The organism is Paracoccus albicereus (assembly GCF_024359525.1).
Classification (GTDB): Bacteria; Pseudomonadota; Alphaproteobacteria; order Rhodobacterales; family Rhodobacteraceae; genus Paracoccus; species Paracoccus albicereus.
In genome coordinates this window covers 19,007-31,718 of sequence record NZ_JAKZEU010000002.1, presented here as the reverse complement: position 1 = coordinate 31,718, position 12,712 = coordinate 19,007, and the positions used below count along the sequence as shown (strand labels likewise).

At 60.9% G+C, this 12,712-nt stretch carries 10 protein-coding genes and 2 pseudogenes; 6 read left to right on the top strand and 6 right to left on the bottom strand.

The genetic code is table 11. From position 1 onward, the window contains the following. Positions 1-534: 534 nt before the first annotated feature. A complete protein-coding gene (locus tag MLD63_RS03665; RefSeq protein WP_255328532.1) occupies positions 535-1,632 on the bottom strand; it encodes an alkene reductase in 1,098 nt (365 codons plus the stop codon). A gap of 45 nt (positions 1,633-1,677) precedes the next feature. After that, a complete protein-coding gene (locus tag MLD63_RS03660) occupies positions 1,678-2,151 on the bottom strand; it encodes an AtaL-like protein (protein ID WP_255328531.1) in 474 nt (157 codons plus the stop codon). Between the two features lie 325 nt (positions 2,152-2,476). Here MLD63_RS03660 and MLD63_RS03655 point away from each other — a divergent pair, with 325 nt between their 5' ends. Then, a complete protein-coding gene (locus MLD63_RS03655) occupies positions 2,477-3,367 on the top strand; it encodes a LysR family transcriptional regulator (protein WP_255328530.1) in 891 nt (296 codons plus the stop codon). Positions 3,368-3,481: 114 nt separating this feature from the next. On the opposite strand, the gene MLD63_RS03650 is transcribed toward MLD63_RS03655, so the two are convergent. Next, complete coding sequence (locus MLD63_RS03650; RefSeq protein WP_255328529.1) at positions 3,482-3,886, bottom strand: winged helix-turn-helix transcriptional regulator; 405 nt, start codon at positions 3,884-3,886, stop codon at positions 3,482-3,484. A gap of 103 nt (positions 3,887-3,989) precedes the next feature. Between MLD63_RS03650 and MLD63_RS17960 the strand changes: the two are divergent. Beyond that, positions 3,990-4,501: pseudogene (locus MLD63_RS17960) on the top strand (SDR family NAD(P)-dependent oxidoreductase); the annotation flags it as partial. 409 nt (positions 4,502-4,910) lie between these two features. On the opposite strand, the gene MLD63_RS03635 reads toward MLD63_RS17960, so the two are convergent. Next, on the bottom strand, positions 4,911-5,849 hold the full coding sequence (locus tag MLD63_RS03635; protein ID WP_255328528.1) for a DMT family transporter: 939 nt from the start codon (positions 5,847-5,849) through the stop codon (positions 4,911-4,913). 1,219 nt (positions 5,850-7,068) lie between these two features. Here MLD63_RS03635 and MLD63_RS03630 point away from each other — a divergent pair. Continuing rightward, a complete protein-coding gene (locus MLD63_RS03630; RefSeq protein ID WP_255328527.1) occupies positions 7,069-7,542 on the top strand; it encodes a GNAT family N-acetyltransferase in 474 nt (157 codons plus the stop codon). Positions 7,543-7,612: 70 nt separating this feature from the next. Here MLD63_RS03630 and fnrL read toward each other — a convergent pair whose 3' ends face one another. Continuing rightward, positions 7,613-8,350: a transcriptional regulator FnrL gene (gene fnrL, locus MLD63_RS03625; RefSeq protein ID WP_255328526.1), complete on the bottom strand. Its 738-nt coding sequence runs from the start codon at positions 8,348-8,350 to the stop codon at positions 7,613-7,615. 270 nt (positions 8,351-8,620) lie between these two features. Between fnrL and MLD63_RS03620 the strand changes: the two are divergent. Next, positions 8,621-9,766, top strand: a pseudogene (locus MLD63_RS03620) (radical SAM protein); the annotation flags it as partial. Positions 9,767-10,016: 250 nt separating this feature from the next. On the opposite strand, the gene MLD63_RS03615 reads toward MLD63_RS03620, so the two are convergent. After that, complete coding sequence (locus MLD63_RS03615; protein ID WP_255328525.1) at positions 10,017-11,069, bottom strand: alpha/beta hydrolase; 1,053 nt, start codon at positions 11,067-11,069, stop codon at positions 10,017-10,019. A gap of 477 nt (positions 11,070-11,546) precedes the next feature. Between MLD63_RS03615 and MLD63_RS03610 the strand changes: the two genes are divergently transcribed. Continuing rightward, entirely contained in the window at positions 11,547-11,741 is a 195-nt protein-coding gene (locus MLD63_RS03610) for a helix-turn-helix transcriptional regulator (protein ID WP_255328524.1), read from the top strand. A gap of 625 nt (positions 11,742-12,366) precedes the next feature. After that, on the top strand, positions 12,367-12,537 hold the full coding sequence (locus tag MLD63_RS03605; protein ID WP_255328523.1) for a hypothetical protein: 171 nt from the start codon (positions 12,367-12,369) through the stop codon (positions 12,535-12,537). Positions 12,538-12,712 lie beyond the last annotated feature (175 nt).

Genomic DNA, 12,712 nt, shown 5'->3' with positions numbered 1-12,712 from the left:
GCTTGGATTCGCTCACGTGATGGGGCCTGGCTTAGTCCACAATCTTTGTCGAATTCGGGTGGCCGGCCACCCTATCCTGCCCGGCGTCGCTGCAAGACTTCTGTTTGCAAAAATCTATACGCTATCCGGAGCGATCATAAGGCCAATGGACCTTTCGCAATCGCCCCCTAAGTGCGCTCAAGTGCCGCCAGATGGTGCTGTCCGGGAAGAGCGCGTTCTGGCCGTGATGGGCAGTCTGGCATCACCCCGAGCGCCCGGGGCCGTTCAGAACGTCTCGTGCAGCTCCCGGACCGCAAGGTCGGCAGCTTGCGATCGAGGATCGAGGGTAGACCGGGCGGCCACCACTTAAAACGGCAACCAACTAACTCACTACGTCACACGACAACAAAACAACTGCCGCCCGGTGACGCCTATCTGAACCTCTCGAGACCGAATGTCACCCTGTCCTTTGGGATAGTGACTGTTCGGTCAATCATACACCTTTAGGTTAATACTTTCAGCGAGTTATCCCGGCCTGCCGCCGCTCAGCGAGCGCTATTTCCTGCAGAAAATCGTGCCTGAAGGTCGATCTCGAGGTAGCGCGGGATAGTCGGTGTAACCTTCAGCGCCGCCACCAGCGTAGAACAGATCCTTGCGGGCATCGTTCAAAGCCGCGCCGGTCTTCAGCCGATATGGCAGATCCGGATTGGCCAGCGCCATCACCCCGAGCGCCTCGATATCGGCGAGGCCGGCATCGATGTCGTTGCCAATCTGGTCGCGTGGACGGCCAGGTCGGTTCAAGATTAGAACCCCATCGAAATTTCGGCGGATATCGCCAAGCAGTGCCTCGTTTCCGATCGAAAGAATATGCAGATAGGCAAGGCCGATCCCATTCAGTTCCGAGGCCAGATAGCGATAGAGATCGTCGTTCTGATCCCCTTCGGCGATGCCGCCTGTCGGAACGCCGGGAGAGAGACGAATCGCGGTTCTGTCTGCCCCGATGGCATCCGCCACCGCTCGCGTAACGTCGAGTGCGAACCGCGCCCGGTTCTCCATCGCTCCGCCATATCTGTCCGTCCGCTGGTTGGCGTCAGGCGCCAGGAACTGATGAACGAGATAGCCGTTGGCGCCGTGGATCTCGACGCCGTCGGCCCCCGCGTCCATGGCGCATTTCGCGGCGTGGACGAAATCTTTGACAGTCTGGGCGACCTCATCGGTTGTCAGGGCGCGCGGCGTTGGAACTGTCTGCATCCCGGCCGCCGTGAACATCTCTTCGCCTGCTGGGATTGCCGAGGGGGCGACGGGCTGGCGATGACGCGGCGTATTGTCGGGATGCGAGCGTCGACCGACATGCATGAGCTGGATGAAGAGGTGACCGCCGGCATCATTGACGGCAGTTGCGACCTTGCGCCATTTCTCCACATGATCGTCGGTGTAGATCCCCGGTGTCGCCATGTAGCCTTGACCGTCATCGGAGGGCTGCGTGCCTTCCGTGATGAGAAGGCCCATCGACGCACGTTGTGCGTAATAGAGCGCGGCGAGATCGCTCGGCGTGCCGTCCGCCCTCGCGCGACTGCGGGTCATCGGCGCCATGGCAAGGCGGTGCGGAAGCGTGAACCCGCCGAGCTTGATCGGTGTCCAAAGAGCCTTCATGGGCTTAGTCCTTTCTTCATTCCTCAGTTGTTGAGCATGACGGCATCAAAGCCGTCCCTGGGCGACAAGCGCGCGGGTGCGCTGCAGGGTGGACAGGAGCGCGGCGCGATAACCCTGTTCGCTGTCGAACTGCGCCTGCTCGGCACGCTCCTCAGGACCGTCAGGCGCCAGGTCGCGCAGCCCGAGATAGCAATAAAATCGCAGCTGAAGCGCTTGCTCGGCATCCTCGACGATTTCATTGATTATGGCGCCCTCGCGCGGGCCGGTGGCCTGGAAGAAGGTGACCTTGCGCAGCGCTTCAAGCGTGATGATCTCGCGCAGCTCTTTCCCGCCAATGGTGGCGTCCCTGACGAAGTGGGTGGGGCTCTCCTCGGTCACGTCGCAACGCGTGCAAAGACCAGCGGGCAGGAACTCACGGGCGTCGCGCGCCTTCAGCACGAGCCCGGCCCAGACCTGTTCGCGGGTCAATGTGACTTCGCCCTGAGGGTTTACCGGCACGGTGGCGGTCGAATAGATCATTGGCTTTATCCTTTTGTTGGACCTGTCGGCCCGGGTTGCGAAAGGCAGCAATTTCGGCGTTCAGCGGCCTTATCTCGGTCGCGCACACTGCCTGGACAAACGTCTGCATCGTGCTGAAGAGCTGTTCTCCGATCGTGTGTTTCATCTTCCCGGCTGAACCATCGACGGGACTGGCCATGGAGATCTCCGCTGCCGAACCGCGGCTTCGTTGCTGCGGTAAGACGGAATGTATCGATCCATCAGGATGCGAATAGTCATCGAGTATGGACACACCGTTCCACTGTTGAGACACTGACGCGCGCTCAACCTGACCGGATACGGAACGATGGATCTACTCGCCCTTGCCGATTTCACCCTCGTGGCACGCCATGAAGGCTTCGGTCGCGCAGCTCGTGAAAGCGGACGGCCCAAGGCGACCTTGTCACGCCGGGTCTCGGAGCTCGAAACAGCCTTATCGACGCGGTTGTTCGAACGCGGCGGCCGGTCGCTCAAACTAACCGAGGAAGGGCGCGTCCTCTATGCGCGCACAAGCCGGCTGCTTCTGGAAATGGAAGAGGCGACCGCCGCCGTCGCTTCGGGAGGCGAGAAGCCGCGTGGCCGGCTGCGCGTCAGCGCGCCACTGCTCTTTTGCCAGATCGCGATGGGAAAGATCGCCGCAGAGTTCGCGCAGGAATATCCGGAGGTGCGCCTCGAGGTGACGAGCGAAGACCGACCGGTAGACATGATCGAGGAGGGCTTCGACGTCGTCATTCGGGTCAACCCAGGTCCGGACGAAAGCCTCGTCGGGCGCGCGTTCTTGCGTGATCGGCTGGTCATCGTTGCGTCATCGGAACATTCGCGACCCGAAGAGAATGATTTGGTCCCCGCCGTCGTGCGAACCGAGGCGGAGCTGTCCGACTGGTCGATGAGGTCCTCCGAAGGGTTAAAAAGCTTCAGAATCGATCCAGTTCTGTCCCTATCCTCGCTGGTCATGGTCCGAGATGCGGTCCGCGCCGGCATCGGCGCGGGCCGCTTGCCGCTCTCGCTCGTCAGCCATGACCTCCTGGCCGGAAACCTGATCCTCTGGGGAGACGCGGACGCTCCCGACATTGCGCTCTGGGTGCTATATCCATCCCGTCGCTTGTTGAGTTCGCGGGTGTCCGCTTTTCTGAATAAGTTGAAGAGGTCCTTCCCGAGCGGCGCGCCTGAAGAGCTCGCGGCGTTTCTCTTGAGGTAAGCTGCCTGCATCCCATCAGGAAATATGCGCCCCCTGCCCTGATCGAGCAAGAGATGTCGTGGTCCCAGAATAATCCGACCTTCCATCGTGGCTTAGATCGTCATCCCGGTATCGCTAGCTTTCCTGCGCTGCTCTCGCTGCATAATCACAGCGGGCACGGTCTATGCGTTCTCGATTTGCCTCGGCCCAGAGCCACACGCCGCAGAAGGCTTCACTCAGGCTCAGTCCGAGCTCGGTCAGACGATACTCCACCTTGGGTGGGACGACCGGATAGACCGTTCGCGTGACAAATCCATCCCGCTCCATCGCCCGCAGCGTCTGCGTCAGCATCTTCTGGCTGATTCCCTCGCAGGCCCGAGCCAGTTCTCCAAACCTGCAGCATTTACGTTCCGTGAGGATCTCGATCAGCAGCATCGTCCATTTGTCAGCGACCCGTCCGATGATCTCCCGCACGAGACGGTCGACCGAGGGATCGGTCTGCGGGAGATCGCGGAGCTGCTGTCGCAGCGAATCGCCCATGCCTCACTCTCCGTGTGGTAAGTATGAATATTCCGGGTGCCTATTTTCGAATGGTTAGCCGACGGAGCATGGTTGCACCAGCTATTGGAAATGAACGCCCAGCATGGCGTTTCACGATCGAACCATCCTGATCACGGGTGGCAATTCCGGCATCGGCCTTGCGCTTGCCGCCGCGCTGCACGCAATGGGCAACCGCATCCTCATCACCGGTCGCAAGCAGCACAGCCTGCAGGCGGCGCTGGACGATCACCCGGCGATGACGGGCTACGCCCTCGATGTCACCGACGGTGACGCGCTCAACGCTTTCGCCGCCCGCGTGATTGCCGACCATCCCGACCTCGACACGGTGATACTGAGTGCCGGCCTCATGGAGGCGGAAGACTACACGGCCGAGCCAGTGCAGCTCGACGTGGCCGAGCGCACCATTGCCACCAACCTGATGGCACGATCCGTCTCGCGGCGGCTCTGCTGCCGCACCTGCGAGGTAGACCGCAAGCCGCGGTCGTCACCGTATCATCGGGGCTCGCCTTCGTGCCCAAGGCCGCCAATCCTGTCTATCCCGCAACGAAGGCCGCGATCCATTCCTGGACGCAAGGCTTGCGCCACCAGGTGCGAGACACGCCAGTCAGCGTCCGCGAGATCGCGCCGCCGCTCGTCGCAACGGAACTGACGCCCGGCCAATCGCAGGTTGCGGCGGCCATGCCCTTGCAGAAGTCTATCGGCGAGGTTCAGGGCATCCTGTCGCAATTGATCGTTCCCGATGAGATCCTGGTAAGCCGTGTCGGTTTCCAAAGGCGAGCCGAAGCGGAGGGGCGCTAAGAAGCCGCCTTTGCCGCGATCAACGGGTGAGGCATCGAGCGCGCGTCGACCGAGAATCAAAGAGCGGCCTCGCGGCTGCGCCCGGATTGCGCTGTTCGTGGAGTTCTCGTCAGACCATTCGGCATTTCCGAGCCATCTGGCCACCGGAGGCCTTTCCTCTACTGCCGCACGGTGCGATCCGATCCGGTGCGATCCGGTCCGTGCATCACCGCCGGTCTGCCTTTTCGACCAACGGTTCCGCCGGCAGTGCGCCGGTCAATCTGCCGTGGCGTTCGGCCAGCACGGCCTGAAGGTTCGACAGCAAGATGATGCCTCCTCCCAGAAACACCCACAGGTCGATCGCCTCGCCGTAGGCATAGTAGCCGACGACGGCCGCCATCGGCACACGAAGGAAGTCGATCGGAATGACCACCGATGCTTCCAGCCGCTTCAGCGCCTGCGCCTGGCAAAAATGCGCACTGAGCGCGCCGATGCCGGCAAGCATCATCCACGGCATGTCGCCTGCCTGGACCGGCCGCCAATCGGTCATTGCAGCGATCAGCCCAAGGGGAAGCTGGATCAGGATCATCCACACCACGATCGCGCCTGGAGAGCACTGCCGTGTCAGACGCTTGACCATGATCAGCGACAACCCGTATCCAGCGGCCGCGATCAGCACCAACCCTGCGGCCGGATCGATCATGCCGACACCTGGCCTGACGATGACGAGAACCCCAATAAATCCGCCCACCGTCGCCAGAAGGCGTGCCCGGCTGATCCGTTCGCCGAGCAGGATCCAAGCAAACAGCGTCACCCACATCGGCATGGTAAATTCCAGCGCGAAGACCGACGCGAGGGGCAGCAGCACCACCCCAACCGTCCAGAAATATTGAGCGGTAAAATGCACGATGTTGCGCAACAGGTGCAGCGGCACCCTGCGCATCGCCGGGATTTCCGGGAACACGGACCGGCCTACCGCCAGTATGACGAACAGCCCGACCAACGCCCGGAAGAACAGCACCTGCCGGATCGACAGCGTCGCGGCGAGTTCACGCGAACCGACCGACATCGCGATGAACGAGGCCATGCTGAGGCCCATCCACATCAGCCCCTGATTGAAGGACGATCCGGAAAGCGACAGAAAAACGGGCAGTTTCGGGTTCAACGGTCAGGTCCTGGGGGTCAGCGATGGTTTGCGCATTTGCGCCGGATCGATGTCGAAGGTAAAGCGCCCTGCGGCTGACCCGCGCACAGCAATCCTCAACGCGACAGCATCTTCGAGGCAGACGGCGCACGCGGTCGAGACCGGCACAACACGTCAGACCTCTCCGAGACGGAGCCTTCGTGGCGAGGCAGCCGCCACTCAGCGCGCTTCAAACGATCGAGATCGGCGCATGGTCGGGCAAAGATGGCGATGATCGAACCCCGTGACCGCGAATGCAATTCGCAATCCATATGGGGCTGCGCTCGGCGCTTTGGTAACTCGACCTCGCGCGCGGTGGTGGCCATATGCTCAGGGGCCAGCGGTCTCGCGACGTGACCGGGGAATGATCCCACACCAAAGCCAGCGTTTCCCGCCTGAGACGTGACTCCATTGGTTCCGTAAATTGACACGGCCGGCATTTCGGTTACCATTTTTCCAATGGTGACACGTCCTATCCTGTTTCGGTTCAGACTTCTGAACCGCCCGCATTCCCGGGCATCCGGCGTCTAGCACGCTCGGATCGCTCGGGATTGTCCATCGACGCAAGTTTCGGGCTGCAATTCAGGATCTCCAATGCCTCATGAAGAACGTTCGCGCGAAGTCGCGCGCATCGACCGACGATCGACGTTTCGTCGCTCGAGACATCGGTTTCACCTCACTGTCGCTGATCGCCTCCGCATCGAGCTTCTGCTGAAGAGCGGGTTCGGCGGTGCGGCGCGGAGGAACGTGTTACTGACGGGTCTGCTGCGACACAAACTTCGGATATCGTCTGGCGCACCAGAGCCGGCACCCGATGATTTGATCGTCTCGGGCTCTGTGGTGACATATTCGATCAACCACAAAGAAGAGCGCACCGACAAGCTTGTCTTCGACATCCATCCGAGAGCGGACGAAGTTGCAGTCTCCTCGCTGCTTGGAGCGACCCTCATCGGGATGCGCATGCTTCAACGAAGCCCCCTTCTTTGCAGAGATGGCCAAATCGTCTCGCTATTTGTCCTTGACGTGAGACCGCCCACTTCGTCAGCAAGGCGTTTTAAAGTGATCCCTAACCGCTCTTAGGCTACAAAAACGTGACGATCGTGATTTCCGACTAGCACCCGGACATGATGCAAACCAGCCTCTTATCAGGGGTTGCCTGCGCGTCCCGCCCAGAGAGGTCGCACGGATGGCTTGGAGTCCCATGCTAACAATCAGACTTGCTACACCCTCAGACGACGACGTTCTCGTCTCGCACTATGTGGCACTGTGGCGCAGCTACGGCACGGCGGATCATGAGTTTGAGCCGGATGCGCGCGAACGGACATCGCACTTCCTCCGTGAGGGTCGGGCGCGTCACCATTTGAAGGCTTTCATTGCGACATTCGACGGAAAAATAGTCGGCTCCGTATGCTGTGAAGAGCCGCGTTCGCCGTATCCGATCGTGCTTCGCAAACCGGTTAGCCGCGTTGGATATGTCGGCTCGATGTTTGTGGAGGACGACGCGCGCGGGCGAGGGATCGGGAAAAGACTTCTTGAGCGAGCAATTGGTCACCTGCGCGAGATCGGCTGCACACAGGTGGTTTTGCACAGTTCAACGGCTGGGCGGCCTCTCTACGAAGGGTTCGGGTTTGGGCGAACCGGAGAGATGAGCCTTTCCCTCAAGCCCGGATCCTGACCATTTAAGGCATAGCCAACGAGTTCTGACGTCGTCTCGGTAGGCGATTGCGCAACCAGAGACACTATGGTCAGGCGATGGGCCCACCGTCTTCGTCCATCGCTTCCGGCATGAGGTTCAAGAGGTCGGGCACGACGATTGTCCGCGCCGTCGGCGTTTCGATCAGGCCATCCTTCCTCAGCGCCGTGAACTGCCTGCTCGTGGTCTCGATCGTCAGGCCGAGGTAATCGGCGATCATTTCGCGCGACAGAGGCAGTTCCAGACGGACCGGACCGGATCGATGCGCCGCACCCGTCTCCGTCGCTTCGCGGCGAACCAGACTGAGCAGGAAATGGATCACCCTTTCCCGCGCGGTAAGCCGCCCGAGCAGCACCTGCCAGTCCCGCGCCACGTCCAGCTCATCCAGCGTCATCGTCAGCAGACGACGCGCGACATTGGGTGACGACCTGATGATCGCTTCGAACGCGCGGCGCTGAAAGCGGCACAAGGTCACGTCGGTCGCCGCCTCGATGTCGAAGGACAGCGTGGCACGGCCCGGACGGCCGATGAAATCGGACGGCAGCAACAGCCCGACCATCTGCCGGCGGCCATCGGCCAGCGTCTTCGAGACCGTCGCGCATCCCGAAACGACAGAGGACAGATGGTCCAGCGACTCTCCAGCTTCCGCGATACGGCCGCCCTTCGGGACGGTCACATAGCTCTTGATGCCTTCCAGCACGGCAAGCTCGGTGTCATCGCATTCGGCACAGACCGCGCGGTGGCGGATCGGACATTCGATGCAGGACGTTCTGGCAAGCCGCAGGTTCATCCCGAATGTGTATTTCGCGCCTTGATCTGCATCAAGGCGGCAAGGCTGCGGGAGGGCAAAGCTTCACTGATGAGCCATGATCCCCTGTCAAAAGCGCTTCGAGACGCGCGCGTGCCGCGTTATACGAGCTACCCGCCCGCCAATCGTTTCACCTCGTCCATAGGACCGGAGGACGCTGAGCGCTGGATCTCGGACATCCCGGGCGGTTCCTCCGTCTCGCTTTACGTCCACGTGCCGTTCTGCCGCCGTTTATGCTAGTTTTGCGCCTGTCGCACGCAGGGAACAAGCACCGACGCGCCGCTGGACCGGTATCTGCAACACCTTCGCAAAGAGATCGCACGTGTCGGGCGCATCCTCGCCCCCGGTGTGTCCGTCGGACGCCTGCATCTGGGCGGCGGCACGCCGACGATCCTGTCGGCCGATCGGATCGACCGGCTCGCCGGATGGCTGGAGCAGAGCTTCACACTCGCGCCCGGTCACGAGGTGTCGGTCGAAATCGACCCGTGCGATTGCGACACGGCCCGCCTCGACGCGTTGGTGCGCATGGGTCTGTCGCGCGTTTCGGTCGGTGTCCAGGACTTCGACCCGCTCGTTCAGAAAGCCATCGGGCGGCTTCAAAGCCTTGAGGTGACCCACTCTCTGGTGGGAAACGCGAGGATGCGGGGTATTTCGAGCATCAATGTCGATCTGGTTTACGGCCTGCCGTTTCAGACCGAGGATACGATGCGCCGGACGCTGGACCACATTGTCGCGATGCGCCCTGAAAGACTCGCGCTCTTCGGCTACGCCCATGTCCCGTGGATGGCGCAGCGTCAGCGTCTCATCAGCGAAAATGACCTTCCAGACCCCGAAGCGCGACTGCACCTGGCGGCTGTGGCCCGCAACGTCCTTGTCGCGGAAGGCTACGAAGAGGTCGGCATCGATCATTTCGCGCTGCCCGAGGATGAGCTTGCCATCGCCGCGAGCCAGGGCACCCTGCGACGGAATTTTCAAGGCTACACGACGGATGACGCGCGAGCGTTGATCGGGCTCGGACCATCTGCGATCTCGTCGTTTGCTCAGGGAACCGCACAAAACGTCGCTGCAACGGGAGAGTGGCAGCGACGAACCGCCGCGGGACAGCTCGCCACCGCTCGGGGCCATAGGTCCTCACCGCTGGACAAGGTGGCCGCCAGCGTCATCGAGCGTCTGATGTGTGATGGCCGGATCGATCTGAAGAGCGTCGCAATCCGACACGATATCGACATCGAATACCTCAAGCGGCGTGCGCGGACCGCGATCGATGAGCTTCCAGGGATCGGGAGCCTCGACGAAAATATGCTGCGGTCTGGCAGTCGAGAAACCGTTCGGATCCTCGCGGCCTATTTCGATCCAGGTTTCGCGCACCATGAAGGAGCCTATAGTCAGGCGAGCTAGCTGCCCTGATTGGGCGCTTCACGACGGTGATATTGGATGCTGAAAGCTCGTCACTGGAAGCTTCAAGATGGCTGACAACTCAAGGTTCCTCCTAATCGCCCTCCCCCTGTAATCAACACCTACGATATTTATGCTCTCTGAGCGCTATGCCTCTGAGCCTTGCGCTAGACGTTTGCCTCGGAAGCTCAGTGCGGCGCCAGAGCATCCTCAAGCACCTCGAAGGGAACGCTCACGATTGCACCGAGCGTATTCACGACAAAGGCGCCTGCTTCACGCAGTTGGCTGAGTTCACCATGGTCACCGTCGTTCTGCCGAGGCCGGAATATCGGGCGTGACGCAGTCCGTCCGTTGTCGGCAACTCCGAGATATCCACAATCGCGATATTATACTTCGCCGAATTGTCTCTCACGCGCCTGTCCGTCACGTCCAGAGCCCCCAACCTCGCGTCCCCACTGAGGCGTCCTGAAAGCATCAGCGCACGGTCATCTGGCGCGACAAGAATTTTTACCGGACGGCGCATCGGACCGATTACCGCCATCTGCGCCGCAAAAACATCGGTGTCGATGTCAGGCCCCGCCAAGGTTACGGACAGCTGGTCAAGCACATCTCCGCGGCCGGTCAGCCGGAGCTGTCGCATGGCCTCTACCGTCAAGAAAGCACCCATTGAGTGCGCCAAGATGTCCACCTCGTTCAGGCGCCTGTCCTCAACGAGATCGATCAGCAGTTGGACCAAAGCATCGCGCGAGACCAAGACCGCGTCACGGTCATGCAAATAGCCCTGCAAGCGTGCCTCGGATGGCCAGGCAAAGAGCACAGGATACCCGTCAATCACATCGTCTGCGGAGAGCTGCGCCGTGCGCATCACGGCCTCCGGGAAATTGAGGTTGAATCCATGGACGAAGACGCTGACCTTGCGAGGCACTGGCCTGTCTGCAATTTGGTCGAGCAGAGCCCGCCGCGATGTGATGATCGCCTGTCTTTCGACAGCGAGACCCGACACCGTTTCCGAGCCGCCCATGTCACCAGGCTCCCGATCGGATGATGAGACAATCTCAAACAGAGCGTGGTTCGGCTCAAAGCTCCGATTTGTCGTGAAGATATTGCTGGTCGGAGTCTGCCTTGCGCGTGTGGTAACAGCCACCATGTCGAACCGCTCAGCTTCCTCCGGCCCGGCGGAAACCGGCGGGTTCATGAGCGAGAGTTCTGCACGGGGCGCGCAGGCGGCCAATCCCATTGAGATCGTTAGAAGCGCGGTGCCAAACACCTGAATCGAGATGCGGGTTGCTATGGATGGCGCGGGCATGGCGCGTAATTATACCACGCAACGCCATCAGCAAGATCAAGCCCAGGCGATCCGCCACACGCAGTGTCACAGCGATCCGTCCCAACTGCTGCACAGCATACTGTTCGAGTCGCAGGAATGCACCGTTTGGCCGGGGGCGCACACCAATGCTAGGCATTTGTCGTGCTGATCGACGAGGAAAAATGACCAAGCTTCTTGGCACACACGCGATCTCTCGCTCGGTGTCTCAAGAGGCACCGTCGTATGCAGTGCTGAACCAAGATTAACCGCTTGCCCCCAGGGTGTAACGGGAATCACCGGAAGCTATCAAAGTCAGCGTGATGGACCCACTCGCACGGCGGAGCAGCCGTTACGGACAGTCCGAGGTTTGTAAAGCGACCTTGACGCTTTTGGTAGCCATACCGTATGTAAAGCAAACTGGCCTCTCATGACAGCTTTTTGGTTTGCCGGAATGATGGTGGGGATTTTGCGTCACCGATGAATAATCTCATTCAGGAACTGCGGCAGCGGCGAGCATGGTCGCAGCAAGATCTTGCGCTTCGGCTTGGCGTATCAAGGCAAACCGTAAACGCTCTGGAGCGCGGGCGTTATGATCCAAGCTTGCCTTTGGCTTTCAGCATCTCACGTCTGTTCGCCCTCTCGATCGAGGACATCTTCCTGCCCGACCCCTGAACGCGAACAATCCGCTTTGGGCATTAGTCTCAATCGAGTTCACCGAGTGAAGGGACAGGTGCGGGGTAACCTCTGATTTACATCCTCGGCCCTTAGCCGAAATTTCCGGACGCTGCTATCGGGGGCAGCGCGATCTCTCCAGGTAGCGTGAGCGGGACGAGGACAGCATCAGGACCTGATGGAGGTCTCCAAAACGGACGCAATGGACCCTCCTTCCATAGCTTAACGTTTCACTCACGATCCTGCGCAGGTCATGAACTTCGCCGGCGAGGGTCGAGCAGTTCGGCATGAGGTTGGCAGAGATCGGGCGCCGGGCGCCATTGATTGCCTGCACCTTCCCGTGAGGTTAGACAGGACCCGACAATGATCGGAAGGGACAGACGCGATGAAAACGATTTACGGGGCGGGACTTTCAGGGCTTGCGCTCGCAACATTTATCGCTGCCTGCGCACCGCAGGGCACTGGCCGAGAGCAGGCACGCAACGATTTCAACACTCTTTGCGTGGATTGTCACGGAGAGCGCGGCAGGGGCGACGGTCCCGCAGCTGTGGGGATGGTCCCACCCCCCGTCGATTTGACTCGCGTTGCAGCGAACAATGGTGGTGAGTTTCCACGCTTACGCGTGATGAGCCACATCTATGGCTTCACGCCGGGTCGCAGCGAAACTCCTATGCCGCAATTTGGCGATGTGCTGGACGGCCGGACGGTCCTCTACGACGCCGGCGACGGCATCCCTACGCCCACGCCCGCACGTCTGGTCGCGCTGATGGAATATGTCGAGGCCATGCAACGTTAGGTCGGCGCAACGGTGGGTCGGCGCCGCTCCTTCCGGTCGATTGTTCCTGCTGAATGCTGAGTTGAGACAGGCGCGTTCAACCGACTCCTAGGATCACAGGATGAATTCATTCTTATGCGACCCCGGCAACGGGAGCGGTCTTGTGCCTATGCGCTGCGGGCATGGCGCGCGGTGG